This is a genomic window from Streptomyces sp. NPDC002776 (genome assembly GCF_053592195.1).
The window spans coordinates 235,598-260,367 of the sequence record NZ_JBSFVG010000005.1; the positions used below are offsets into that span (position 1 = coordinate 235,598).

Genomic DNA, 24,770 nt, shown 5'->3' on the forward strand with positions numbered 1-24,770 from the left:
CACGACCGCCGCGGGAGACGCCCGCATAGAAACGCTGCATGAGCCCATCGGGCAGGCCTTACGCCCACCGCACGACCGCCGCGGGAGACGCCCGCATAGAAACGCTGCATGAGCCCATCGGGCAGGCCTTACGCCCACCGCACGACCGCCGCGGGAGACGCCCGCGTGGAAACCGCAGCCTGAGCCCCTCGGGCACGCGCGGACCCGCCGCGAAGCCCCGCCACGGGTCGCCGCCGATGCTCCCGCGGCCACGCCCTCCCCACCACGGGACCACCGTCAGAATCCCACCGCAGGGCAGCGACCTCAGCCCCACCACGGCCACCCGCCGAGCCCCACGCGGGGCGCTGCAAGACCTCACCACACGCCCGCCGCCTCACCCACCGCGGACGGCCCCTAGCGCCCCGCCACAGGTAACCGCCAGAGCCCCGCCGCAGGGCAGCCGCCTCACCCCCTCCACGAGCCCACCGCCGAGCCCCACCCAGGGGCCCGCTGCAAGACCCCACCACCCCCGCCGCCGGGCCCTTCCGCCGGACCGCTGCCGCCCAAGCCCTCTCCGACACGCCACTCCCCCCCCACGGGACCACCCCCCTCCCAGCCCCGCCCCAGGGCAGCCACCTCAGCCTCACCGCGGACCCGCCGCCGCGAGCACCACCACCGGACCGCCGCGAAGCCCGCCACGGGTCGCCGCCGATGCTCCCGCGGCCACGCCCTCCGCGCCCCACCACCGGTCGGCCGGATCGGGGACACCGGTGATGCAGCCGGCGCACCCACCACCAAGCCTCACCACTGGCCCGCTCCGAAGCCTCACCACGGGACCGCCGCCAGATCCCCGGCAGCCAAGCCTTCCGCGCCCCACCACGGCACCCCCGCCCGAGCCCCATCCCAGGACAGCCACCTCAACCCCACCCCGGGACCGCCGCGAAGCCCCACCACGGACCCGCCGAGCCCCACCGCGCACCCGCCACCAAGCCCCACAACCGGGGCCTCCACCGGACCGCCCCCTCAGCCCGACCACCGCACCACCGCCGGGGCCTTCCACCGACCGCCCCCAACCCAACCGCCGCACCACCGCCAGCGTCCCCACCCGTACCCTTGATCATGATGCGACGCCGGATTCCTCCCCCGCCCTCCCCGCTCCCCCAGCGCGACGGGGTCGATCCGGTGCGGGTGCGGTTGCCGGGTGGGGGTGGCTGGGCCACCGTGCGGGAGCATCTGGTGGAGCGGCTCGCCGCCGGGGACGGGGTCATCGACCGGATGTTCGATGCGGGGCTGTTCGTCGGGGCCGACGGGCGGCCCGTCGAGGGCGACGCCCCCTATGTGCCGGGGATGTTCGTGTGGTTCCACCGCGAGCCGCCGGACGAGGCACCCGTGCCGTTCCCGCTGGAAGTCGTCCACCGCGACGAGCACATCGTCGTCGTCGACAAACCGCACTTCCTCGCCACCACCCCCCGCGGCAGCCACATCAAGGAGACCGCGCTGGCCCGGCTGCGGCGCGAGCTGGAGCTGCCGACGCTCGGCGCCGCGCACCGGCTCGACCGCCTCACCGCCGGACTCGTGCTGTTCACCGTGCGCCCCCAGGAACGGGGTGCCTACCAGACGCTGTTCCGCGACAAACGGATCCGCAAGGAGTACGAGGCCGTCGCGCCGTACGACGCCTCCCTCGCCCTGCCCACGACCGTGCGCAGCCGGATCCTCAAGGAGCGCGGGGAGCTTGCCGCCCGGGAGGTGGCGGGCGAGGTCAACGCCGTCAGCCGGATCGAGCTGGTCGAGCACCGGGGCGACGGACTCGGACGGTACCGGCTGTTGCCCGCCACCGGGCAGACCCACCAGCTGCGGGTCCACATGAACGCCCTCGGCATCCCCATCCTCGGCGATCCGCTCTATCCGGTGGTGGCCGCCCCCGCACCGGCCGGTGACTTCCGGCGCCCGCTGCAACTGCTCGCGCGGGCACTGGAGTTCATTGATCCGATCACGGGGGCGGAGCACCGCTTCCGCAGCGGGCGGGTGCTCGGGGCCTGGGCGTCGTACGGCACCTGGGCCGGTCAGTAACCCCTCCACCAGCGGACCAAGCGGCGCCACGCGCCCGGCCTGCGGGGCGGTTCGGGCGCGGGGACCGGTGGCGGGACTGCGGGCACCGGCTGGGGTGCGGGTGCCGGCTGGGACACGGAACCCGGCTGCAGCACGGGCGCCTGCTGGGACACGGACCCCGGCAGCGGACGCGACCCCGTGCTGATCTGCCACGCCGGACGCGGGGCCGGCACCTGGTTGAGGCTCGGCTTCATCGTCACGTCCTGCTGCGGCTTCGGCTCGAAGCGGACCGGGAGCTCCACCAGGTGCCGGGAGGAGATCGACTGACGCCAGGTCAGCTCCTCCTCGGCGCAGTCGAGCCGGACGTCCGGCAGGCGCATCAGCAGCGCGTCGACGCCGACGTCGGCGATGCCACGGGCGATGTCCTGGCCGGGACACTCGTGCGGACCCCCGCCGAAGGCGAGATGGGACCGGTTGCCCTGCATGTTGGCGGCGAGGTCGGGCCGGACCCGCGGGTCGACGTTGCCCGGTGCGATGCCGAAGAGCAGACCGTCGCCCTTGCGAATGCGCTGGCCGCCCAACTCCGTGTCGTGCTTGGCGTAGTAGGCGAAGACGGTGCTGAACGGCGGCTCGTCCCACAGGGACTGCTCGACCGCCTCGGGCACCGTCATCTGGCCGCCGTTCAACTGCGCCCGGAAACCGGGGTCGGTGAGGACCATGCGCAGCACATTGGCGAGGAGGTTGGCCGTGGCCTCGTAGGCCGCCATCAGCACGACCCAGAGGTGTTTGGTGACCTCGTCGTCGGTGAGCCGGGCCGGGTGGCTCATCAGCTGACTGGCGAAGTCGTCGGCGGGCTCGACCCGGCGGCGCTCGGTGAGCCGCTGCAGGGCGCCCATCACGTACGCGTGACTGGCGATGGCGGTCTCGGTGCCGCGCAGCATGTCGCGGGTGGCCTGCACCATCCGGTCGTTGTACTCCTCGGGCATGCCGAGGATCTCGCACATCACCGCCATCGGCAGATGCTCGGCGAACTGGCCGACGAGATCCGCCCTGCCCTGCTCGCAGAACTGGTTGACCAGGCGCTGGGTGGACCGGTTGATGTACCGCCGGATGCCGCGGTGGTCGATGGTGGACATGGCGCCGGTGACCGCACCGCGCAGCCGGAGGTGCTCGTCGCCCTCGGCGTAGGAGCAGATCGGCTCCCAGGCGATGTGCGGCATCAGGGGGTGGTCGGGCTTGACCATGCCCTCCAGCAGCGGGGTCCAGATACGGCTGTCCCGGCAGAACTGCGAGGGGGTGCGGAGCATGTGCATGTTCTCGGCGTGGCCGAGCACCACCCACATCGGCACGTCGTCGTGGAGCAGCACCGGCGCCACCGGCCCGTGCTCCTCGCGCAGTTCCTCGTACAGCTCGTCCAGGTCCTCCGCGTCGGGACCGTAGAGCCGGCGCAGTCCCCCTGGCCCGAGGCGATGGGCGGGGCAACCGGGCGGCGGGCCGGACCGCGGGTCGTCCGTGCCGGTCAGGGAGTGGGATTCAGGCGTCACGTGGTCGCTCCGAAGTGGATCCGGTGTCAGGGGAGTTCGGGATACGCCGGTCAGGTCAGCGCGCCCGTCATGGCGAGCGAGTGCAGGAAGCGCATCAGGGTCATGAGGGTGTCCCGGCTGGAGGCGCGGCGGCGGGCGTCGCACTCCACGATGGGGATCTCCGGGGGCAGGTCGAGCGCCAGCCGCAGCTCCTCGACGGGGTAACGGGGCGCGTCCGGGAAGGAGTTGACGGCGACCACGAAGGGCACCCCGCGCTCCTCGAGTCGCCCTATGACGTCGAAGCTGACCTCCAGCCGGCGGGTGTCGATCAGCACGACCGCGCCCAGCGCGCCCTCGAACAGGCCGTTCCACAGGAACCAGAAGCGCTCCTGTCCGGGGGTGCCGAAGAGATAGAGCACCAGCTTCTCGGTGATGCTGATGCGGCCGAAGTCCATGGCGACGGTGGTGGCGGTCTTGGTGTCGGAACCGAAGTTGTCGTCGACACCGATCCCGGCCTGCGTCATGGTCTCCTCGGTGGTCAGCGGCCTGATCTCGCTGACCGAACCGACCATGGTCGTCTTGCCGACGCCGAAACCGCCCACGATCACGATCTTCACCGCGGCCTGTGCCGTCTGCGGCAGCCGGTCCTCGGCGCGTGGTCCCGGGATGGTGTCAGAGCTTTTGAAGTCCATGCATCACCGCTTCGAGGAGGGAACGGTCGGCGACCGACTGCCGCACCAGCGGCTTGTGCGCCTGCACCAGTTCGTCCGCCAGCATGTCGGTGAGCACCACGGTCACCACGCTGAACGGGAGGTTGAGATAGGCGGACAGCTCGGCCACCGACAGGGGGGCCGTGCAGAGCCGGAGCAGCGCCGTCTGCTCGGGCGTCGCGGAGGGCGGTGGATCGGCGCGCGCCGTGATTAAGGTGACCAGGTCGAGGTCGGCGCGCAGCTCACCGTCGCCGCCGACCACGAACATCCGCTCGGGGTTCCTGCGCTCGCCCTCTTTGGCCGGCTGCGCGACGGGCGGTGGCTTCGGGGACCGCCGCCGGCGTTGCGGAGGAGTCATACGGTCTGCCCATTGCGCCGGGGCGGGCTGGTCAGATGCGGTCCGATCCGGTCCACCAGGTCCCGCATGCGGTTGCTCATCAGACCGGGTTCGGCGAACGTGTCGGAGAGCACCGCGAGATAGGCGTTGGGCCCCGCGGCCATCAGATAGAAGTAGCCGCGGTTGATCTCGATGATGACCAGCTTCATCTTGCCGTCGCTGTCCGGGATCTCGTGCGCAACTGCGCTCGCCAGGCTCTGCAGGCCGGCGCAGGCCGCGGCGACCCGGTCGGCGGCGTCGGGGTCGCCGCCGTGCCGGGCGATGCGCAGGCCGTCGGCGGAGAGCACGACGATCATCTCGATGCCGGGTACGCCGTCGGCCAGATCCTTGAGCATCCAGTCGAAGTTGGCTCGCTGCTGGATCACTTGAGGTCCCCCTCGTCATCGGCCGGGGCGTGGGCCGGTTCATTGGTCGGCTGGCGGAATGCGTTGGGATCGGGGTCGCGCTTGAGGCCCTCCCAGAAGGCCTCCACCCACAGTCCGGGGGGCGTGTCGTCCTCCGGCGCCGGCTCGGGGGCGGGCGGCTTGATGGCATCACCCCACACGGGCTTCTCGCCGCGGGCGATGCGCTCCTGGTCCTCGCGTTCAAGCTTGGCCTGCTGGGCGATGCGCTCGCTGAGCGGGGTCTTGACCCGGCTGCGGCGCTGCGGCAGGCCGCCCGGCGTCCACTCGGTGACGACCGGGACGTCGTCCTCCAGGGAGAGCCCGGCGGGGATGCGCGGGTTGGTGGGGCGGCGCGTCTTGGGCTTGCGCTTGGGGCCTTCGAGCGCGCCGAGCTCCGGCAGGGGGGCGGCGGTGGCACCGATGCCGTGGGCGTACCCGGGGGCGGGTTCGGTGGTGATCATCTCGCGCGGCACGACGAGGACGGCGCGGACGCCGCCGTACGCCGACGTGCGCAGCGACACCTGCATGTCGAAGGCGGTGCACAGCCGGCCGACGACGGCGAGGCCGAGGCGCGGGGTGTCGCCGAGCTCCTGGAGGTCGATGCCGGCCTTGGCGGCCTCCAGCATGCCCTCGACCTTGGCGCGAGCCTCTTCGCTGAGGCTGACGCCGGCGTCCTCGATCTCGATGGCGACGCCGGTCTGCACCTCGCTGGCGGTGACGTGCACCTTGGTCTGCGGCGGCGAGTAGCGGGTGGCGTTGTCGAGGAGTTCGGCGGCCGCGTGGATGACCGGCTCGACGGAGATCCCGCGGATGTTGACCTTGCAGATGTTGTCGAGCGAGATGCGCCGGTACTCCAGGATGCGCGACATGGCGCCGCGCAACACGCTGTAGAGCGCGACGGGTTCGGGCCACTGACGGCCCGGGCGGCCACCGCCGAGGACGGAGATGGAGTCGGCGAGCCGGCCGATCAGCGCGGTGCCGTGGTCGATGCGCAGCAGGTCGTCGAAGACCTCGGGGTTGCGGCCGTGGTCCTCCTCCATCTCGAGGAGTTCCTTGTTCTGCTGGTGCACGATCGCCTGGACGCGGCGGGCGATGTTGACGAAGGAGCGCTGGGCGGAGTCCCGCAGCTGTTCCTCGTGGTCGATGATGTAGAGCACGCGCTCGATCATCGACAGTTCGGGCGGGGTGAGTTCACGGTAGGACGGGTCGAGTTCACCCAGGTGCTGAATCACCTCTGCGGGGGAATTGCCGCGGTGCATGTAGTCGATCGCGACGGGCACGATCTCCCGGGCGAGCCGGTCCATCTGGTACTCGTGGGCGGCGACCCGCCGCTCCAGATACGCGGTGTCACGAGCGTGCTCCTCGCGCGCGCTGCGCAGGGCGCGGCCGCGGCGTACGACTTCGGCCGCCGTGGCGATCACCAGGACCGTGGCGACGGCGCCGCACCAGCCGACGGCCGTCCGGGCCGGCCCCGTCACCAGGGCGGCGGCGGCTCCGGTCGCCGCGGCCATCAGTATGGCGGGCGGCAACAGCACGCGCGCGTACGGCAGTTCACGCCGTCGTGGCTGGGCGGGAGGGGGTTGAACACTCACCATGTGGGCCCTCTGAAAGGAATCGGCTCGGAGTCGGGGGAACTTGCAGGGGGGTACGTCATGGAACGTTCTGGATCTACGGGAGGTTTAGGGAACAAGCGCACGAATACGCCTCAACTCGGTGCGCTGCGGGCGAGCTTAGTCCGACCGGATCATCGCCGTGTCATATTCAGCAAGCACCTGAAATCACCCCCGCGGCAGGAGTACTCTCAACTCCATTTGCACGCTGGGGAATCACTCGCACACACCGTGTCACGGCGTACGCCGGTGCGAAAACACTCACCGTGACGGGTGAACGCGCTCCTGTGGAACGTGAAGGGCGGGGCGGGACACGGCATCCCGTGTCCCGCCCCGCCCTTCACCCAGCCCGGTACGGCCGGGCCGTCATCCCACCGAGGAGTAGGCCACGACTCCCCGCAGCAACTGATCGACCGCCTTGCGCGCGGCCTTCGCCACGGTCGACCCCTCCCCCGGCGCCGCCGCCGAGATCTGGCCCAGCACGTCGATCACCTGCTTGCACCAGCGCACGAAGTCACCCGCGGGCATCTCCGCCTCGCGCAGCACCTCGTCCAGGCCCTTGCCGCCGGCCCACATGTACGCGGCCCAGGCGAACCCGAGATCCGGCTCCCGCTGTCCGACCCCCTCGGTCTGACTGATCCGGAAGTCCTCCTCCAGGGCGTCCAGCCGGCCCCAGATGCGGACCATCTCGCCGAGCGCGGCCTTCGCCTTCCCGGACGGCACCTTCGGCGCCATCGCGTCGTCGCCGACCCGGGACTCGTACACCAGGGCCGAGACGCACGCGGCGAGTTCGGCGGGGCCGAGCCCCTCCCAGACGCCCGCCCGCAGGCACTCGCTGGCCAGCAGATCCAGCTCGCCGTACAGCCGCGCGAGCCGCTTGCCGTGCTCGGTGACCTCGTCGCCGCGCAGATAGTCCAGCTCGGTCAGCAGCGCGACGATCCGGTCGAAGGTCCGCGCGATGGTGTTGGTGCGTCCCTCGATCCGCCGCTCCAGCTGGGAGGTGTCCCGCATCAGCCGCTGGTAGCGCTCGGCCCAGCGGGCGTGGTCCTCACGGTCCTGGCACCCGTGGCAGGGATGGGCGCGCAGCGCGGTGCGCAGCCGGGCGATCTCCCGGTCGTCGGCGGCCTGCGCGCGCTGCTTGCGGGCCCGCTCGGGCGGGATGTGCCCGGCCTTGGTGCGCAGCGCGGACGCCAGGTCCCGGCGGGACTGCGGGGAACGCGGGTTGAAGGACTTCGGGATCCGCATCCGCTCCAGCGCCTCGACCGGCACCGGGAAGTCCATCGACGCCAGCCGCTTGACCTGCCGCTCGGCGGTGAGCACCAGCGGGCGCGGCCCGTCGTGGTGCTCGAAGCCCCGGTGGCCGTTGGACCGCCCGGCGGGCAGCCCGGGGTCCAGCACCAGCGCGAGTCCGGCGTACTTGCCGGTCGGGACATGGATGACATCGCCCGGCTTGAGCTTCTCCAGCGCCACCGCCGCCTCGGCGCGCCGCTGGGCCACGCCCTGGCGGGCCAGCTCGGTCTCCCGGTCCTTCAGGTCGCGGCGCAGCCGCGCGTACTCCTCGAAGTCGCCGAGGTGGCAGGTCATGGAGGCCTTGTAGCCCTCGAGCCCTTCCTCGTTGCGCTGCACCTGCCGGGAGATCCCGACGACCGACTTGTCGGCCTGGAACTGCGCGAACGACGTCTCCAGCAGCTCGCGGGAGCGATGCCGCCCGAACTGCTCGACGAGGTTGACCGCCATGTTGTACGACGGCTTGAAGCTGGAGCGCAGCGGATACGTGCGCGTGCCGGCCAGCCCCGCGAGATGCTCCGGGCTCATCCCCCGCTGCCACAGCACGACCGCGTGGCCCTCGACGTCGATGCCACGCCGTCCCGCTCGCCCGGTGAGCTGGGTGTACTCACCCGGGGTGATGTCGGCGTGCTGCTCGCCGTTCCACTTGACGAGCTTCTCCAACACCACCGAGCGGGCGGGCATGTTGATGCCGAGCGCGAGGGTCTCGGTGGCGAAGACGGCCTTCACCAGACCGCGGACGAACAGCTCCTCCACGACTTCCTTGAAGGTCGGCAGCATGCCCGCGTGGTGGGCGGCGATCCCGCGCTCCAGGCCCTCCAGCCATTCGTAGTAGCCGAGGACATGCAGGTCCTCGGTGGGAATGGACGCGGTGCGCTCCTCGACCAGGGCGCGCACCTTCTCCCGCGCCTCGTCGTCGTTGAGCCGGAGTCCGGCGTACAGACACTGCTGTACGGCGGCCTCGCAGGCGGCGCGGCTGAAGATGAAGGTGATGGCGGGCAGCAGCCCCTCGGCGTCGAGGCGTTCGATCACCTCGGGCCGGCCGGGTGTCCACACCCGCGAGCGCTGTCTGCGCTCCCGCTCCCGGTCGGCCTCGCGCATCGCCCGCCCGCGTCTGCGGTCCTGGTACGACGGCCGGGTCGCCTCCATGCGGGCGAGCCGCGCCAGATCGGGGTTGACGGCCTTCTTGTGCCCCTCACCCTCCTCGAACAGGTCGTACATCCGGCGGCCGGCCAGCACATGCTGGAACAGCGGCACGGGCCGGTGCTCGGAGACGATCACCTCGGTGTCACCGCGGACGGTGTCCAGCCAGTCGCCGAACTCCTCGGCGTTGGACACGGTCGCCGAGAGGGACACCAGGGTCACCGACTCGGGCAGGTGGATGATCACCTCTTCCCATACGGCGCCGCGGAAGCGGTCGGAGAGGTAATGCACCTCGTCCATGACCACATACCCGAGGCCGATGAGGGTCTGGGAGCCCGCGTACAGCATGTTCCGCAGCACCTCGGTGGTCATCACGACCACGGGGGCGCCGGAGTTGACGCTGTTGTCGCCGGTGAGCAGGCCGACCTTGTCGGCGCCGTAACGGCGGGACAGGTCGGCGTACTTCTGGTTCGACAGCGCCTTGATGGGTGTCGTGTAGAAGCACTTCTTGCCCTGCTGCAGGGCGAGGTGGACGGCGAACTCGCCCACGATCGTCTTGCCGGAGCCGGTGGGGGCGGCCACCAGCACGCCCTTCCCCGCTTCGAGCGCCTGGCAGGCCTCGATCTGGAAGGGGTCGAGGCCGAAGTCGTACATCTCGCGGAAGGAGGCGAGCGCGGTGGCCTGCTCGGCGGCCCGCAGACGGGCAGCCGCGTACCGCTCGGCCGGTGAGAGGTCCTCTGTCATCGTGCTTTCGAGCGTACCGGGCCGCACTGACAACAGGACGATCATTATCCGGATCCGGGTTCCGTAAACTCCGGATCCGCGCAGCTCACGGCGCTACGACCCGCACCGCCCCCGGTACGCAGCGCGCGATCAGCGGCAGCGGCCCGAGCGGCTCCCCGTCCGCGTAGCCGGTGATGTCCTGGGCGGCGATCTCGACCTGCGCGGCCCGCACCACGGTGACCTTGGGATGGCCGACGTGCCCGCCCCGGTAGACACTCGGGAAGACCCTCAGCAGGGTGGCGCGGGAGCAGTCCCCGACGATGGTGATGTCGAACAGCCCGTCGGTGAGGTCGGCGCCGGGACAGATCCGCATGCCGCCGCCGTACGACGGGCCGTTGCCGACGGCGACCAGCGTGGCCTCGAACTCGCGGACCTCGCCGCCGTCGAGGGTGACCCGGTAGGGGAAGGGCCGGAAGGCGGCCAGCTCGGCGAGCATCGCGAGGTCGTACTTCAGGCGGCCGGAAGGGCGGCGCATCCGGTTGCCGCGGTCGTTGACCCGGGAGTCGAACCCGGAGGCGAGGACGGTGCCGAACCAGCGGTCGCCGACCCGTCCGAGGTCGATGTCGCGCAGCCGGGCGCCCTTGAGTCCTTCGGCGATCACCCGGCCCGCGGCGGCCGGTTCCCGTACGGGCAGGCCGAGCGCGCGGGCCAGATCGTTGCCGGTGCCGACCGCGACCAGGCCGAGCGGGGTGCGGGTGCCGGCGACGGCCTGGAGCGCGAGGTTGGCCATCCCGTCACCGCCGACCGCGACCAGCGCCCCGGTGCCGTCCGCGACGGCCGCACGCGCGCGTGCCAGGGCGTCCTCGGCGTCCGTCCCGAGGACCGTCCGTACGGTGAATCCCGCGTCCCGGAAAGCGGCGGCGGCCGGCTGCGCCGCACGGGCGCCCCGGCCGCGGCCCGCGGTGGGATTGACGAAGAGAGTGATCTCGCTGCTCACGGATCAGACCCTATGAGCTGCCCCACGGTCCTCAGGTCACGTCGTCATAACCGTTGACGCGCTCCGTGGTCGCCTGCTCGGGCAGCGCCCGGCTGGCGGAGACGGTCTCGACCTCGCCGATCTCCTCGGGCGTGAGATCGAGCTCGGACGCCTCGTCGTCGGCGGGGCCCAGTGCGTCGCGGCGGCGTCTGCGGCGGTCGTTGAGCAGGGAGACGGCGACGGCGGCGAAGTACAGGATCCAGATGGGCCCGGCGAGCGCCAGCATGGTCAGCGGGTCGGTGCTCGGGGTCGCGATGGCGGCGAACACGGTGATGCCCATGATCATGCCGCGCCACCAGCCGAGCATGCGCTTGCCGGTGATCGCGCCGCTGAAGTTGAGCATGACCAGCAGCAGCGGCAGCTCGAAGGAGAGGCCGAAGACGACCACCATGCGCGTGACGAGGTCGAGCAGATCGTCGAGCGGCAGCAGGTTGTCGACGCCGAACGGGGTGAACTCGATCAGCACCTTCGCGGTGGTGGGCAGCACCTTGTACGCGAAGAGGGCGCCCAGCAGGAAGAGCGGGAAGCCGGTGGCGACGAAGGCGTACGCGTACTTCTTCTCGTGCCGGTGCAGGCCCGGGGCGACGAAGGCCCAGAGCTGGTAGAGCCAGATCGGCGAGGCCAGGACCACGCCGGCCATCAGCGACACCTTCAGCGCCAGCGTGAAGGGGGTGAGCAGACCGTTGATGGTGATCTGCGCGCACTGCTCGTCGGAGCTGGTGTTGGCCAGTTCCTCGAAGCTCTTCGCACAGCCGACCGATTCGAGGATCGGCTTGGTGAAGAAGCTGATGATGTCCATGTAGAAGAAGGCGGCGACGATCGTCACGGCGACGATGGCCAGCAGTGCCTTCGCGAGCCGGTTGCGGAGCTCACGAAGGTGCTCCGCGAGGGGCATCCGCCCCTCGGGATCCTTCTCCGTGTTGCGGGCAGGCTTCAGCAACCCACGTTCCCATCTCGTGCGGCGGGCCGGAGGTCACCGGCCCTGCGTCAGCGCTTGGTCGTGTCCGTCGGCTCGGTGACCGGGCGCGAGCTGGTCACGTCGCCGGGCGAGGCCTGGATGACGCGCTGGGCGGGGGGCTGCTCGTCGTTGTTCGGCGGGTCGGCCGGGGCGGGGGTCTTGCCCTCGTCCTTCATGGCCTTGGCCTCGCTCTTGAGGATGCGGGCGGACTTGCCGAGCGACCGAGCCATGTCCGGAAGCTTCTTCGCGCCGAACAGCAGGATGATGACGACGAGGATGAGAATGATCTCGGGAGCGCCGAGCCTTCCGAACATAAGTCTTTACCTTCTCACCGAGGCGGCTTTGGGTGGGATGCTGTCCGATCGGTCGGACACGCGTCCGAAGGATCGTGCTGACAGCGATCGTAACGCTCAGGGGTGAACGTGAGGCAATCCCCGTGCGTACTCCCGGTCCGCGGTCCGGGCCTCGTTCTCCGGGCCGCGACCAGCAGCGTACCTGGCGCTGGTGGCAAGTTGACAGGGCGAAGTGGCCCAAAACGCATGCGGCTCAGGACTCACACCGGGTTCTCAGCCGGACTCACAGGGAGTCCACAGCCCGCGCGGTGCTGACCGCGGCCCGTTCCAGATCCTCCGCCGCCCTGTTGATGCGCCGCGCGGAGTCGGCGACCTGCCTGCCGAGGCGCTGGGCCTCCAGGAAGACCCGCACCGCGAGCACACCGAGAACGGCGAGACCCAGGAAACCCACAGCGATCGCGAACATCGGCCAGAACATGACGCCGAGCCTAGAGGGTCGAGTGCAGCCGCAGGGTACGGACCCCGCCGCCGGTGAGCAGCTCGACGATCCGCTCCCCGGCCGGCTTGCGCACGGACGCGCCGCACTCCGGGCAGGTGAAGGAGTAGAAGGTGGTACGGCTGGAGGCACCGATGGCCAGTCGCAGGGCGCTCGCGGCGAGCTCGAACCGCCCGCGGCAGTCCGGGCAGCCGGCCCTGAACCGCACCGGGGTCACGCTGCGCATCCCCGCGAACGCGGACGCCACCGACGCACCGGGCACCACGGAATCACTCATGCCCCTCCACCCCTTCTGACTGCTCGTACGCCTGGCGGGGCGCCCCCGGACGGTGCCGGGGCGCCCCTCCGGCTCACTCCCGGATGCCGTTGTCCTGCGTGCTCTGCGCCTCGACCCCGTCGTACGCGGCCAGCGCCTCCTGGGCCGCCCGGCGGGCGCTCTCGGCCAGCTCGGGCGGCGCGACGATACGGCCCTCACGGCCGAGCCGGAGCGCGAGGCGCTTCAGCGACGCCGGGTCGGGCGTCCGCAGACAGATACGCAGCCCGCCGTCCGGCAGCTCATCCGCACTGTCGTGCGGGTAGTACTCCGCGACCCACCGCCCGCCCGGTCCGACCTCGACGATGACCTCCGGATCCTCGGCGGCGGGCTGCACCAGCCCCTCCGAGAGGTCCCGCAGCTCGACCTCGGGCGGCGCGGACGGCTCGTCGAGGATCTTGATCTCGGCGACCCGGTCGAGCCGGAAGGTGCGGCGCGCCTCGGAGCGGCGGCACCAGGCCTCCACATAGGTGTGGCCCACGCTGACCAGGCGGATGGGGTCGATCTCGCGCTCGGTGACCTCGTCACGGGCCGGCGAGTAGTAGCGGATCCACAGGCGCCGGCGCTCCGAGATCGCCCGGTCGACGTCGGCGAAGACACCGCCCTCGGACTCGAAGGTCACCGAAAGGCGGGCGCTGGCCCCGGCGGCCTCGCCGGCCGCGGCCTCCACCTTGGCGGTGGCCCGCAGCAGCGCCTGCCGGTCGCCCTCGCGCAGACCGGGCAGCGTGGACACCGCGCGGGCGGCGACCAGCAGCGCCGTGGCCTCGTCGGAGGCGAGCCGCAGGGGCTCGGCGACATCGTCGGGGTTGTGCCACCAGATGCGCTCGCCGTCGGTGTCGATGTCCAGCAGATCGCCGCCGCGGAAGCTGGTGCCGCACATCGGCAGCACATCGAGGTCCGAGACCAGCTCGTCCTCGGTGATGCCGAAGGCGCGCGCGACGTCCTCGACCCGGGCGCCGGGCCGCTCCTTGAGATAGGTCACCAGGGAGAGCATCCGCCGGGTCTGATCGATGGCGTTCACTGGTCTGACCGGTTTGCCTGCCACAGTCCTCGTCCGCTCCCCCTCAGCCCTTGGCCACGGCACGCAGCCGGTCCATCACGTCGGCCCGCAGTTCGGCGGGCTCCAGCACGACGACATCGGGACCGAACTCCACCAGCCAGGCGTCCAGGCCGTGCCCGTACGGAATCTCCAACTCGTCCCAGCCGTCGCCGAGTTCCCGGACCCGGGTGGCTTTCGCCCGCAAGGGGTACCCGGCGCCGCTCCGCAGCCGGATCAGCGCGGAACGGTCCGCGGTCTCCCCCGCCCAGCCGGCGACGGTCTCCCGCACGGTGACGACATCCGGCACCGGGGCGGTGTACTTGCCGCCGCGCGAGCGGACCTTGCCGGTGATCCGGGAGAGCCGGAACACCCGCTCGGCGCCCCGGTCGCGGTCCCAGCCCGCCAGGTACCAGTGGCCGCGCCAGCACTCCAGCGCCCAGGGCTCGACATGCCGGGGCTCGGGGCGCGCGGCGGTGGCCTTGCGGTACTCGAAGACGACCGGGCGGCGGTCGCGGCAGGCCAGCATCAGCGGCTCGAAGGCGGCCTCGTGCACGGGGATCCGCGGCTCCAGCGCGCCATGGGCCTCGTAGGGGTCGACGTCCTCGGGCAACCCCGCCGCGCGCAGCTTATGCAGGGCACCGCTGGCCGCTCCGGCGAGCCGGACCTGCTGCCACACCTTGGCGGCGAGACCGAGGGCGGCGGCCTCCTCGGCGTCCAGGGTGATGGGCGGCAGCCGGTTGCTGTCCCGGCGGGCCAGATAGCCGACCTCACCGTCCAGGCTCTCCACGGTCTCGATGACCAGGCCGAGCTCACGCAGATCGTCCTTGTCCCGCTCGAACATGCGGTTGAAGGAGTCGTCCGAACCGGCTTCCAGATAGGCCTCGATGGACTCGCGCAGCTCGCGCTTGCTCAGCGGCCGCCGCGTCCCGAGCAGACACAGCGCCAGATTCATGAGCCGCTCGGCCTTGGCAATGGCCATCGATGCCCTTCGCCTTCCCTATGGTGCTTACGACCGATGACCGTACCGCTCCCAGGTGGCGCGGCAAAAGCCGAGGGCCCATGCCCGGACAGGCATGGGCCCCAGGTGATCGGGTCCGGTCGTACGACGATCAGACCCCGAGTGATCGGACGGCGAGTGATCAGACTCCCAGGAGGTCGACCACGAAGATCAGGGTCTCGCCCGGCTTGATCGCCGGCGTCGGGCTCTGGTTGCCGTAGGCGAGGTGCGCCGGGATGGTCAGCTGGCGGCGGCCGCCGACCTTCATGCCCTGCACGCCCTGGTCCCAGCCCTTGATGACGTGGCCGCCGCCGAGCGGGAAGCGGAACGGGGTACCGCGGTTCCAGCTGGCGTCGAACTCCTCGCCCGTGCTGAAGGCGACACCGACGTAGTGCACGGTGACGGTCTGGCCGGCCTGGGCCACCTCGCCGTCGCCCTCCCAGATGTCCTTGATCTCGAGGTCCGCCGGCGGCTCGCCACCCGGGAAGTCGATCTCCGGCTTGTCGATGCTCACGTGTTCAGCTCCATGCTTGTGGTGTAGAGACAACGGTCACAGTCTTACATCCCTCGCGGGGTCACATCTTCGCCAGGATGTCGACCGAGAAGACCAGCGTGGAGTCCTTCTTGATGCCGCTGCCCTGCGGCGGATTGTCGCCGTAACCGAGGTCCGGCGGGATGACGATGAGGACGCGGCTGCCGACCTTCTTGCCGGTCAGACCCTGCGCCCAGCCCTTGACGACCTGCTGGAGCGAGAAGGAGGCGAGCTGCTTGTTGGTGTACGTGGCGTCGAACTCCTTGCCGTCCTCCCACAGCACGCCCTTGTACTGCACCAGCACGCTGTCCTCGGCGCCGACCTTCTCGCCGTCACCCTCCAGGACGTAGCTCGCCACCAGCTTGGTCGGCGCGTCGGTGTCCGGTACCTCGATGGAGGGCGCCTTGCCGTCGGTGTCGGTGCCGACCTTGGGCAGGTCCACGTTGTCCTGCGCGACCTCGGTGCCCTTGGCGGAGCTCTTGGCGTTGAAGGTGCCCTGCACATCCACCACGAAGACCAGCGTGTCGGTGCCCTTGATGCCCGCCTGGCTGTTGCCCTGCGTGCCGTAGCCCCAGGTCGGGGGGACGGCCATCTGGACGCGGCTGCCGACCTTCTTGCCCGCCAGGGCGTAGCGCCAGCCGTCGATGATGCTGCCCTTGGCGAGCTGGATGACCAGCGGGGTCTTGCGGTCGTAGGAGTTGTCGAAGACCTTCGCCGTGGCCCAGACCTGGCCGAGGTAGTGGGCCTGGACGTAGTCGTTCTCCGCGACGGTGCCGCCGTTGCCCGCGATCACCGTCTTCACGGCGAGGTCCTTCGACGGGTCACCGCTGCCCTTGGCGATGGTCGGCTTCTCGCCGAGCTTCGCGCCCGCGGTGATCGCCGGCAGCGGGCCGTCCACGATCTTCGGCGACGGCGCGGCCGAGGTCTCGGGGGCCGAGGGCGACGCGCTGTCGCTCGCCTCGCTCGATCCGGAATCCTCGTCCCCGCATGCGGCGAGCGTGGCGAGTCCGGCGGGTACGGCAATGAGAAGTGAGCGTCGGCGCACGGTGGGGGCCTCGTAATCGGTCGATCTTGTAGATGGCGTGCGCGCAACTCTACGGCGTGAGAAGGGCGCCGTACGGGAAACGTACGGCGCCCGTGTTGCGTTCCGGCACAGGGGCCGAAACGCGTTGCTCACATACCGGCGATCAGTTTCTCCACCCGGTCGTCCACGGAACGGAACGGGTCCTTGCACAACACGGTGCGCTGGGCCTGGTCGTTGAGCTTGAGGTGGACCCAGTCGACGGTGAAGTCCCGGCGCTGTTCCTGGGCCCTGCGGATGAAGTCGCCGCGCAGCCGGGCCCGAGTGGTCTGCGGCGGAACGGACTTGCCTTCGAAGATCTTCAAGTCGTTGCAGATCCGGGCTGCTTGCCCCTTCTTCTCCAGCAGGTAGTACAGGCCCCGGCGGCGGTGGATGTCGTGGTAGGCGAGGTCTATCTGCGCGACCCGCGGATGCGACATGGTCATGTTGTTCTTGGCGCGGTAGCGCTCGATGAGCTTGTACTTCATGACCCAGTCGATCTCGGTGCCGATGCGGTCGAGGTCCTCGGACTCGATCGAGTCCAGGGTGCGGCCCCACAGCTCCAGCACCTGCTCGACGGTACCGGTGCGGATCCCGCGGCGCTCGCAGAAGTCCACGGCCTTCTCGAAGTACTCCCGCTGCACCTCCAGCGCGGAGGCCTCCCGGCCACTGGCCAGCCGCACCTTGCGCCGGCCCGTGATGTCATGGCTGACCTCGCGGATCGCCCGGATCGGGTTCTCCAGGGTCAGGTCCCGCATCACCGTGCCCGCCTCGATCATGCGCAGCACCAGGTCGGTGGCGCCGACCTTGAGCAGCATGGTCGTCTCGGACATGTTCGAGTCGCCCACGATGACGTGCAGCCGTCGATAGCGCTCGGCGTCCGCGTGCGGTTCGTCGCGGGTGTTGATGATGGGCCGGGAGCGGGTCGTCGCCGAGGAGACGCCCTCCCAGATGTGCTCGGCGCGCTGGCTCACGCAGTACACGGCCCCGCGCGGGGTCTGCAGCACCTTGCCGGCCCCGCACAGCAGCTGGCGCGTGACCAGGAACGGAATGAGGATGTCCGCGAGCCGGGAGAACTCCCCGTGCCGGGCGACGAGATAGTTCTCGTGGCACCCGTAGGAGTTGCCGGCCGAGTCGGTGTTGTTCTTGAAGAGGTAGACGTCGCCCGCGATTCCTTCCTCGTGCAGGCGTCGTTCTGCGTCTACCAGTAGCCCTTCCAGAATGCGTTCGCCGGCCTTGTCGTGGGTGACCAGCTCGGTCACGTTGTCACATTCGGGTGTCGCGTATTCCGGATGTGAGCCCACGTCGAGATAGAGGCGGGCGCCGTTCCGCAGAAAGACATTGCTGCTGCGGCCCCATGACACGACACGGCGGAAGAGGTACCGCGCCACCTCGTCAGGCGACAGGCGGCGCTGTCCCCTGAACGTGCACGTGACGCCGTACTCGTTCTCCAGCCCGAAAATGCGGCGGTCCATGACTGAACATTACGCCCGATCCCCTGTGCCGAAACGGGGTTCGACGGCACGGTTTGGATCATTTTCCGATGAAGCCGCAATGACCGCTCCCGGCCCGGACGCCGCGAGGACCCGCCCGGTGGCCAGCAGGACCAGCAGCGACACGCCTCCCGCGGCCCCCGGAACGGCGAAGCCCCACAGGGCCCCACCGGCCTCGACGACCGGACCCGTCAGCCCTGTTCCGACCGACGCGCCGACGGTGAACGTGGTCACCAGCCAGGAGAACGCCTCGGTGACCGTCCCGCGGGGGGCGTGCCGGTCGACGAGCACAAACGCACAAGCGATGCAGGGCGCCAGGAACACACCCGACAGCAGCGTCAGCAGCACCATGGGGACCGTGCCCGGCATCAGCATCAGCGGCAGGTAACACACCGCCAGAAGGGCCGTCAGGACCGTCAGTCGCCGCGCGGGCTCACCGGCCCACTGCCGGGCCCCGTACACGGTGCCGCCGATCAGCGCGCCCAGCCCCAGCGCCGCCATCAGCCAGCCGTACACCGCGTCACCGCCGTGGTCGTCCGCGTACGACACGGACGCGACCGTGATGGAGCCCAGCGCGATGCCCACGAACAGGAAAGCGGCCAGCAGCGCCAGCAGTCCGGGCGAGCGCAGCGCGCCCAGCCAGTGCGCCTCACGCGGCGCCGAACGCCACGCGCGCGAGGGCGGCGAGACGACCACGGAGAGCGCCCCGAGCACACCGATGACGTTCAGCACGAGCAGCGCCGTCTGGGCGGACCACAGCGCCGTGCACAGCGTGACCAGCAACGGTCCGACCGTGAACATGACTTCCTGCGCCACGGCGTCCATGGCGTACGCCGTGTGCACCTGGCCCTCCTTGGGCAGGACCGAGGACCACAGCGCCCGCAGTCCGCCCTCCAGCGGCGGCGTGAACAGTCCGGCGGCCGCGACCGCCGCGTAGGCGAGCGGCAGCGGTCCGATGCCCGCGAAGGCGAACACGGCCATCGCGAGCGCGGAGACGACCGCGGACGGCAGCTGCACCCGCGGCTGCCCGTGCAGATCGACCAGCCTGCCGAGCAGCGGCTGCCCTGCGGCGTTGGCGACACCGTAGACCGCCGCCAGCACCCCGGCGAGGCTGTAGCTGCCGCCCTCGGCACGGACGAACAGCACGATCGCGATGGCGGCGGTGGCGTTCGGCAGCCGTCCCACCAGCGTGCCGACGAGCAGGCGCGTGGCGTGCCTCGCCCTGAGGATCTCCAGGTATCCCGCAGCCATGTTCGCCCACTCCTCGCCGTGACCCATGAGGTTTTACGTATAACGTCCTTCGTCATACGTACCATGTGCGCTGTTCACACGTCCAGACGAAAGCGCAGGCCCACGGTGGTACGAGGCAGTACGCGCCCCACGAGCCGTGACGTCGCCCAGGCCGCCGGCGTCTCGCAGGCCGCGGTCTCCCTCGTGCTCGGCGACAAATGGCGCGGCCGGGTCTCCGAGGCCACCGCGGAACGGGTCCGGGAGGCCGCCCGCGACCTCGGTTACCGGCCCAACCTGGCCGCCCGCAATCTCCGCCTGGGCCGCACCCGCACGGTCCTGCTGGTCGTCCCCGCGCTCACCACCGAGTTCTTCGCCGGTGTCTACACCGGCGCCGCCCGGGTCGCCGCCGCGCACGGCTTCGGCGTCGTCCTGTACCCCTCCCCGGAGGGCATCGGCCCCGCCCGCGACCCCTTCGCCTCCGCCCAGGCCGCCCTCGACGGTGTCATCGCCTCCTCCATGGCCGCCGACGCCCTCACCGCCATCCGCGGCGACCAGCTGCCCCTGGTGATGCTCGACAGCGACCCGGCCGGCAGCCTCGGCGCGGCCACCGTCAACCTCGACATCGCCGACGCCGTACGCCAGGTCGCCGAGCACCTGCTGGGCCTCGGCCACCGCCGCTTCCTGCACCTGGCCGCGGACGTGCCCTCCTGGACCTTCGAGGTCCGCGCCCGGGAACTGCACGCGCGCGTGGCCGCCGTCCCGGGCACCGAACTGACCACCGCCCGGGCACCCATCTCGATCGAGGGCGCCCAACGGGCCGCCGAAACCGCCCTCGCCACGCCCGGCCCCCGCCCCACCGCTCTGATCTGCGACGACGACAAACTTGCCGCCGGTGCCTACAAGGCCGCCCGGCGCCTGGGCCTGCGCGTCCCCGAGGACCTCTCGGTCACCGGCCTGGACGACCTCGCCCTCGCCACCGCCATCGACCCGGAGCTGACGACCGTACGCCTGGACGCCGAGCTGTTCGGGGAACGCGGCATGCGAGCCCTGCTGGCCGTCCTGGAGGGCCGTGAGCCCGAGGCGGGCGACATCCCCGTGGAACTGGTCGTGCGGGGCTCCACGGCCCCGCCGCGCGCCTCCTGAGACGCCTGTGCCCCGGCCGAGGGATCGGCCGGGGCGGGTACCGCGGGGTCAGGCGGGTGGGATCAGCCGGGCGGGGTCACTCCTCGTCGGTGTCGTCCGGGCCGTCCGCGCTCTCGGCCTCGGTGGACGCGCCGCCGACCTCCAGCAGCCGGCCGAGCTGACGGCCGACGATGCGCTTGAACTTGCGCTGCTGCGGACGTGTCCGGTCCAGCACCGCGACCTCGAGCCGCTCGGTGGGGATCTCCCGCTGCGAGCCGTTGGACTCCCGGGACAGCGCCTGCACGGCCAGCTTCAGCGCCTCCGCCAGCGTCATGCCGTCCTGGTGACGCTGGTCCAGGTAGGTGCTGATCAGCTCGGCGTTGCCGCCGACGGCCACCGAGCCGTGCTCGTCGACGATCGAGCCATCGTGCGGCAGCCGGTAGATCTGGTCGCCCTCGGGCGTCTCCCCGACCTCCGCGACGACGAGCTCCACCTCGTACGGCTTCTCCGCCGCGGACGAGAAGATCGTGCCCAGCGTCTGGGCGTAGACGTTGGCCAGACCGCGCGCGGTCACGTCGTCCCGGTCGTAGGTGTAGCCACGGAGGTCGGCGTACCGGACGCCGCCGATCCGCAGGTTCTCGTACTCGTTGTACTTGCCGGCGGCCGCGAAGCCGATCCGGTCGTAGATCTCGCTGAACTTGTGCAGCGCGCGGGACGGGTTCTCGCCGACGAACACGATGCCGTCGGCGTACTGCAGCACGACCAGGCTGCGACCGCGTGCGATGCCCTTGCGGGCGTACTCCGCCCGGTCGGCCATGGCCTGCTGGGGGGAGACATAGAACGGCGTCGACACCGGTTATCCGTCCCTTTCTGTCGGAGTCACAGGATCACCTTGATAAGACCGGACCGCCGCCTACAGCAGCGCGGCCCGCGGGCCGTCGGGCTGCTCCAGGCGCCGCTCCAGGATCGAGCGGGCGATCTCGGAGGACTCCTGATCGGTCAGCCGGCGGAAGCCGTCCTCGGTGATCACGGTGACGATCGGGTAGATCCGGCGGGCGACATCGGGACCACCGGTCGCCGAGTCGTCGTCTGCCGCGTCGTACAGGGCCTGCACCACCAGGGTGGTGGCCTCGTCCTCGGTCAGGTCGCTGCGGAAGAGCTTCTTCATGGCACCGCGAGCGAAGATCGAACCGGAGCCGGTGGCCGCGTAGCCCTGCTCCTCGGAACGGCCGCCGGTCACGTCGTAGGAGAAGATGCGGCCCTTGCCGCGGTCCACGTCGAAGCCCGCGAAGAGCGGCACGACGGCCAGGCCCTGCATGGCCATGCCCAGGTTGGAGCGGATCATGGTCGACAGCCGGTTCGCCTTGCCCTCCAGCGACAGCTGGGCGCCCTCGACCTTCTCGAAGTGCTCCAGCTCCAGCTGGAACAGCTTCACCATCTCGACGGCGAGACCGGCGGTGCCGGCGATGCCGACGGCCGAGTACTCGTCGGCGGGGAAGACCTTCTCGATGTCGCGCTGGGCGATGACATTCCCCATCGTCGCCCGCCTGTCACCGGCGAGCACGACACCCCCGGGGAACGTGGCGGCCACGATGGTCGTCCCGTGCGGCGCCTCGATCACGCCCTGCACGGGCGGCAGTTGACGCTTGCCGGGCAGCATTTCGGGCTGATGCTCGGAGAGAAAGTCCATGAAGGACGAGGACCCAGGCGTCAGGAAGGCAGCTGGTAGACGCCCGGTGCTACGAGTGTTGGCTTCCACGCGATTCCTTCCAAGTAAGCGGCGGCCCGGCGGACGGCGTCGGGGTCGTCTCCCAACTTGCCGATGGCCGAATTGCAGTTGAAGCACAGTACGCCACGGACCCTACCCGTCTTGTGGCAGTGATCCACATGAACGGCCGGAGCCTTCAGACAGATCACACAGAGCCCCATCTGAGAGGCGACCATCGCGTCGCGTTCGGCTTCGGTGAGGCCGTAGTGGCGCTTCAGGTGGCCTGCGCGCCCCTCGACGGCTCGACACGCCTTGCAGCGCGTCGATAACCCGTCCGAGGCCGTTGCATTGCGGTGCCACTCGCTCCACGGCTTGACCTCACCGCACTTGAGACAGAGCTTGTGCCCCTCGGGCACGCCCACCTTGGGGCGCACCTTCCGCCCCAAGCTCAGCTGCTGTTGCCGGTGATAGTCCGATGCGCAATCCCGACAGTGGTGCTGCAGACCGTCCAGATTGGAACGCTTGCGAGCGAAGGCTGCGTACGGCTTGTCCTCGCCACACCGCACGCAGCGCTTGCCGCCCTCTTCATTCGCCAATTCGATCCCCATGAACCTTCGATTCGAAGGCTACTGGCCGCCTTTCTGAACGAATGACCGAACGAAGTCCTCGGCGTTCTCCTCCAAGACGTCGTCGATCTCGTCCAGGACGGAGTCGACGTCGTCGCTCAGCTTCTCCTGCCGTTCCTTGAGGTCCTCGGAAGCCTGGGCCTCTGCGGCCTGCTCCTCGACCTCCTCGGTGGAGCGTGTGGCCTTCTGCTGTCCGCCGCCGGTGTCCTTGGTTGCCATAACCCTCACCCCGCTCAGTTCGCCCGACATGGTCGCCAGGTCGACATTCCTGCCGATCGGTGATGATCAGACCCTACAAGCCCGGTCTGACATCGGCCCCGCACTTTCCACAACGTGCGGGGGCCACCTCGATGATTCCCGGACGGCGGCTTTTCCACCCTGCCCGGCTGCCTCGCCCCGGGTACCCGCTCAGCCGCCGGACAGCACCTTGACCAGGTCTTCCGCGGTGCGGCAGCGGTCCAGCAGCTCCTTGACGTGATTACGCGTTCCGCGAAGCGGTTCGAGGGTTGGGACCCGCTGGAGGGAGTCCCGGCCCGGCAGATCGAAGATCACCGAGTCCCAGGATGCCGCGGCGACGTCGTCGGCGTACTGCTCCAGGCAGCGGCCGCGGAAGTACGCGCGCGTGTCCTCCGGCGGCTTGGTGCGGGCCCGGTCGACGTCGGCCTCGTCCAGCAGCCGCTTCATCCGCCCGCGGGCCACGAGACGGTTGTAGAGGCCCTTCTCGGCGCGTACGTCGGCGTACTGGAGGTCGACCAGGTGGAGCCGGGCGGCGTCCCAGTCGAGGGTGTCCCGGCGCCGGTAGCCCTCCATGAGCTCCCGCTTGGCGACCCAGTCCAGCTCGCCGGCCAGGCTCATGGGGTCGTTCTCCAGGCGGTTGAGGGTGTCCTCCCACCTGGCCAGGACGTCCTTGGTCTGGTCGTCGGCGTCGGCCCCGAAGCGTTCCTCGACGTACTTGCGGGACAGCTCGTAGTACTCCATCTGGAGCTGGACCGCGGTGAGCGTCCGGCCGCTGCGGAGCTTGACCAGGCGCTTGAGGCCGGCGTCGTGGGAGACCTGGTGGAGGGTGCGCACGGGCTGGTCCACGGCCAGGTCGACGGCGATGAAGCCGTCCTCGATCATGGACAGCACCAGCGCCGTCGTACCCAGCTTCAGGTACGTGGAGATCTCCGAGAGGTTCGCGTCCCCGATGATCACGTGCAACCGGCGGTACTTCTCGGCGTCGGCGTGCGGCTCGTCGCGGGTGTTGATGATCGGGCGCTTCAGCGTCGTCTCCAGGCCCACCTCGACCTCGAAGTAGTCCGCCCGCTGGCTGAGCTGGAAGCCGTGCTCGTGGCCGTCCTGGCCGATGCCGACGCGGCCCGCCCCGGCGAAGACCTGGCGGGAGACGAAGAAGGGCGTGAGGTGGCGCACGATGTCCGAGAAGGGGGTCTCCCGCTTCATCAGGTAGTTCTCGTGCGTGCCGTAGGAGGCGCCCTTGTTGTCGGTGTTGTTCTTGTAGAGGTGGATCGGCTGGGCGCCCGGCAGCTGGGCGGCGCGTTCCGCGGCCTCGGCCATGATGCGTTCGCCCGCCTTGTCCCAGAGCACGGCGTCACGCGGGTTGGTGACCTCCGGGGAGCTGTACTCGGGGTGGGCGTGGTCGACGTAGAGCCGCGCGCCGTTGGTGAGGATGACATTGGCCAGGCCGATGTCCTCGTCGGTGAGCTGGCTGGAGTCGGCGGCCTCGCGGGCGAGGTCGAAGCCTCGCGCGTCGCGCAGCGGATTCTCCTCCTCGAAGTCCCAGCGGGCCCGGCGGGCCCGGTGCATCGCCGCCGCGTAGGCGTTGACGATCTGGGATGAGGTGAGCATGGCATTGGCGTTGGGGTGACCGGGGACGGAGATCCCGTACTCCGTCTCGATGCCCATTACTCGCCGTACGGTCATGCGGCCCTCCTTGCCCGGCGGCGCCCTCGGTCGGGGGCGCTGCTCAAGTACCGCTGGCGCTCCGGTGCGTGTGCGGTGCCCGTCCCCGCACTGCGCGACTCGGCGGTACGGAAGAGCCTAGAACGCCTTTGCGCTGGTGGGGA

Annotated in this window: 24 protein-coding genes; 2 read left to right on the forward strand and 22 right to left on the reverse strand. The window is 70.5% G+C overall.

Going from position 1 to position 24,770, the window contains the following annotated elements; all coding sequences use genetic code 11:
* The first annotated feature begins 1,101 nt into the window (after positions 1-1,101).
* A complete protein-coding gene (locus tag ACWD11_RS13150; protein ID WP_451283133.1) occupies positions 1,102-2,049 on the forward strand; it encodes an RluA family pseudouridine synthase in 948 nt (315 codons plus the stop codon).
* Here the strand turns inward: ACWD11_RS13150 and ACWD11_RS13155 are convergent.
* From ACWD11_RS13155 to ACWD11_RS13235, 17 genes are all read right to left on the reverse strand, one after another.
* Positions 2,043-3,572, reverse strand: coding sequence for a cytochrome P450 (locus tag ACWD11_RS13155; protein WP_389419347.1), 1,530 nt, complete (start codon positions 3,570-3,572; stop codon positions 2,043-2,045). The two genes, ACWD11_RS13150 and ACWD11_RS13155, sit on opposite strands and share 7 nt — an antisense overlap.
* A gap of 50 nt (positions 3,573-3,622) precedes the next feature.
* Positions 3,623-4,243 (reverse strand): GTP-binding protein, encoded by a 621-nt coding sequence (locus ACWD11_RS13160; protein ID WP_389419348.1) that lies wholly within the window; start codon positions 4,241-4,243, stop codon positions 3,623-3,625.
* The gene (locus tag ACWD11_RS13165; RefSeq protein ID WP_389419349.1) at positions 4,224-4,619 is read right to left on the reverse strand and encodes a DUF742 domain-containing protein; all 396 of its coding nucleotides are present in this window, start codon (positions 4,617-4,619) and stop codon (positions 4,224-4,226) included. Before ACWD11_RS13165 ends, ACWD11_RS13160 begins: the two co-directional genes overlap by 20 nt.
* A complete protein-coding gene (locus ACWD11_RS13170; protein WP_186283327.1) occupies positions 4,616-5,023 on the reverse strand; it encodes a roadblock/LC7 domain-containing protein in 408 nt (135 codons plus the stop codon). Before ACWD11_RS13170 ends, ACWD11_RS13165 begins: the two co-directional genes overlap by 4 nt.
* A complete protein-coding gene (locus ACWD11_RS13175; RefSeq protein WP_451282949.1) occupies positions 5,020-6,636 on the reverse strand; it encodes a sensor histidine kinase in 1,617 nt (538 codons plus the stop codon). The genes ACWD11_RS13170 and ACWD11_RS13175 overlap by 4 nt, the downstream gene beginning before the upstream one ends.
* Positions 6,637-7,017: 381 nt before the next feature.
* A complete protein-coding gene (locus ACWD11_RS13180) occupies positions 7,018-9,870 on the reverse strand; it encodes a DEAD/DEAH box helicase (protein ID WP_389419351.1) in 2,853 nt (950 codons plus the stop codon).
* 40 nt (positions 9,871-9,910) lie between these two features.
* Complete coding sequence (locus ACWD11_RS13185; RefSeq protein ID WP_451282951.1) at positions 9,911-10,801, reverse strand: diacylglycerol kinase; 891 nt, start codon at positions 10,799-10,801, stop codon at positions 9,911-9,913.
* Positions 10,802-10,832: 31 nt separating this feature from the next.
* A complete protein-coding gene (tatC, locus tag ACWD11_RS13190) occupies positions 10,833-11,780 on the reverse strand; it encodes a twin-arginine translocase subunit TatC (RefSeq protein WP_389419353.1) in 948 nt (315 codons plus the stop codon).
* A gap of 47 nt (positions 11,781-11,827) precedes the next feature.
* Positions 11,828-12,112, reverse strand: coding sequence for a Sec-independent protein translocase subunit TatA (tatA, locus tag ACWD11_RS13195; RefSeq protein WP_250077621.1), 285 nt, complete (start codon positions 12,110-12,112; stop codon positions 11,828-11,830).
* A gap of 262 nt (positions 12,113-12,374) precedes the next feature.
* Entirely contained in the window at positions 12,375-12,569 is a 195-nt protein-coding gene (locus ACWD11_RS13200; RefSeq protein WP_389419354.1) for a hypothetical protein, read from the reverse strand.
* A 10-nt stretch (positions 12,570-12,579) separates the two neighbouring features.
* Positions 12,580-12,864: a hypothetical protein gene (locus ACWD11_RS13205; RefSeq protein ID WP_389419355.1), complete on the reverse strand. Its 285-nt coding sequence runs from the start codon at positions 12,862-12,864 to the stop codon at positions 12,580-12,582.
* Between the two features lie 73 nt (positions 12,865-12,937).
* Positions 12,938-13,945 (reverse strand): helix-turn-helix transcriptional regulator, encoded by a 1,008-nt coding sequence (locus ACWD11_RS13210; protein ID WP_389419356.1) that lies wholly within the window; start codon positions 13,943-13,945, stop codon positions 12,938-12,940.
* Between the two features lie 19 nt (positions 13,946-13,964).
* Positions 13,965-14,918, reverse strand: coding sequence for a helix-turn-helix transcriptional regulator (locus tag ACWD11_RS13215; RefSeq protein ID WP_389419357.1), 954 nt, complete (start codon positions 14,916-14,918; stop codon positions 13,965-13,967).
* Positions 14,919-15,078: 160 nt separating this feature from the next.
* Positions 15,079-15,450, reverse strand: coding sequence for an FKBP-type peptidyl-prolyl cis-trans isomerase (locus ACWD11_RS13220; RefSeq protein ID WP_451282954.1), 372 nt, complete (start codon positions 15,448-15,450; stop codon positions 15,079-15,081).
* A gap of 61 nt (positions 15,451-15,511) precedes the next feature.
* The gene (locus ACWD11_RS13225) at positions 15,512-16,513 is read right to left on the reverse strand and encodes an FKBP-type peptidyl-prolyl cis-trans isomerase (protein ID WP_389419358.1); all 1,002 of its coding nucleotides are present in this window, start codon (positions 16,511-16,513) and stop codon (positions 15,512-15,514) included.
* Between the two features lie 128 nt (positions 16,514-16,641).
* Positions 16,642-18,003: a Pup--protein ligase gene (pafA, locus tag ACWD11_RS13230; RefSeq protein WP_389419359.1), complete on the reverse strand. Its 1,362-nt coding sequence runs from the start codon at positions 18,001-18,003 to the stop codon at positions 16,642-16,644.
* A 9-nt stretch (positions 18,004-18,012) separates the two neighbouring features.
* Entirely contained in the window at positions 18,013-19,272 is a 1,260-nt protein-coding gene (locus ACWD11_RS13235) for an MFS transporter (protein ID WP_451282956.1), read from the reverse strand.
* 105 nt (positions 19,273-19,377) lie between these two features.
* Here ACWD11_RS13235 and ACWD11_RS13240 point away from each other — a divergent pair, with 105 nt between their 5' ends.
* Positions 19,378-20,394 carry a LacI family DNA-binding transcriptional regulator gene (locus ACWD11_RS13240; protein WP_451282958.1) on the forward strand — a complete coding sequence of 339 codons (1,017 nt, stop codon included), beginning with the start codon at positions 19,378-19,380 and terminating at the stop codon, positions 20,392-20,394.
* Positions 20,395-20,470: 76 nt separating this feature from the next.
* Here ACWD11_RS13240 and prcA read toward each other — a convergent pair whose 3' ends face one another.
* The 5 genes from prcA to dop all read right to left on the reverse strand — a co-directional run bounded on the left by prcA (position 20,471) and on the right by dop (position 24,627).
* Positions 20,471-21,226: a proteasome subunit alpha gene (gene prcA / locus ACWD11_RS13245; RefSeq protein WP_389419362.1), complete on the reverse strand. Its 756-nt coding sequence runs from the start codon at positions 21,224-21,226 to the stop codon at positions 20,471-20,473.
* Positions 21,227-21,286: 60 nt separating this feature from the next.
* A complete protein-coding gene (prcB, locus tag ACWD11_RS13250; RefSeq protein WP_389419363.1) occupies positions 21,287-22,132 on the reverse strand; it encodes a proteasome subunit beta in 846 nt (281 codons plus the stop codon).
* Positions 22,084-22,689, reverse strand: a complete 606-nt coding sequence (locus ACWD11_RS13255; protein WP_389419364.1) for an endonuclease VII domain-containing protein — start codon at positions 22,687-22,689, stop codon at positions 22,084-22,086. Before ACWD11_RS13255 ends, prcB begins: the two co-directional genes overlap by 49 nt.
* 18 nt (positions 22,690-22,707) lie before the next feature.
* Complete coding sequence (locus ACWD11_RS13260; RefSeq protein WP_030244016.1) at positions 22,708-22,926, reverse strand: ubiquitin-like protein Pup; 219 nt, start codon at positions 22,924-22,926, stop codon at positions 22,708-22,710.
* Between the two features lie 189 nt (positions 22,927-23,115).
* Positions 23,116-24,627: a depupylase/deamidase Dop gene (gene dop, locus ACWD11_RS13265; RefSeq protein WP_389419365.1), complete on the reverse strand. Its 1,512-nt coding sequence runs from the start codon at positions 24,625-24,627 to the stop codon at positions 23,116-23,118.
* Positions 24,628-24,770: the final 143 nt, after the last annotated feature.

Coding starts and splice junctions, on each gene's coding strand:
- ACWD11_RS13150 (WP_451283133.1), top strand. CDS start 1,102: ATGCGACGCCGGATTCCTCCCCCGCCCTCCCCGCTCCCCCAGCGCGAC.
- ACWD11_RS13160 (WP_389419348.1), bottom strand. CDS start 4,243: ATGGACTTCAAAAGCTCTGACACCATCCCGGGACCACGCGCCGAGGAC.
- ACWD11_RS13165 (WP_389419349.1), bottom strand. CDS start 4,619: ATGACTCCTCCGCAACGCCGGCGGCGGTCCCCGAAGCCACCGCCCGTC.
- ACWD11_RS13175 (WP_451282949.1), bottom strand. CDS start 6,636: ATGGTGAGTGTTCAACCCCCTCCCGCCCAGCCACGACGGCGTGAACTG.
- ACWD11_RS13180 (WP_389419351.1), bottom strand. CDS start 9,870: ATGATCGTCCTGTTGTCAGTGCGGCCCGGTACGCTCGAAAGCACGATG.
- tatA (WP_250077621.1), bottom strand. CDS start 12,112: ATGTTCGGAAGGCTCGGCGCTCCCGAGATCATTCTCATCCTCGTCGTC.
- ACWD11_RS13200 (WP_389419354.1), bottom strand. CDS start 12,569: ATGTTCTGGCCGATGTTCGCGATCGCTGTGGGTTTCCTGGGTCTCGCC.
- ACWD11_RS13205 (WP_389419355.1), bottom strand. CDS start 12,864: ATGAGTGATTCCGTGGTGCCCGGTGCGTCGGTGGCGTCCGCGTTCGCG.
- ACWD11_RS13215 (WP_389419357.1), bottom strand. CDS start 14,918: ATGGCCATTGCCAAGGCCGAGCGGCTCATGAATCTGGCGCTGTGTCTG.
- pafA (WP_389419359.1), bottom strand. CDS start 18,003: ATGGACCGCCGCATTTTCGGGCTGGAGAACGAGTACGGCGTCACGTGC.
- ACWD11_RS13235 (WP_451282956.1), bottom strand. CDS start 19,272: ATGGCTGCGGGATACCTGGAGATCCTCAGGGCGAGGCACGCCACGCGC.
- ACWD11_RS13255 (WP_389419364.1), bottom strand. CDS start 22,689: ATGGGGATCGAATTGGCGAATGAAGAGGGCGGCAAGCGCTGCGTGCGG.
- ACWD11_RS13260 (WP_030244016.1), bottom strand. CDS start 22,926: ATGGCAACCAAGGACACCGGCGGCGGACAGCAGAAGGCCACACGCTCC.
- dop (WP_389419365.1), bottom strand. CDS start 24,627: ATGACCGTACGGCGAGTAATGGGCATCGAGACGGAGTACGGGATCTCC.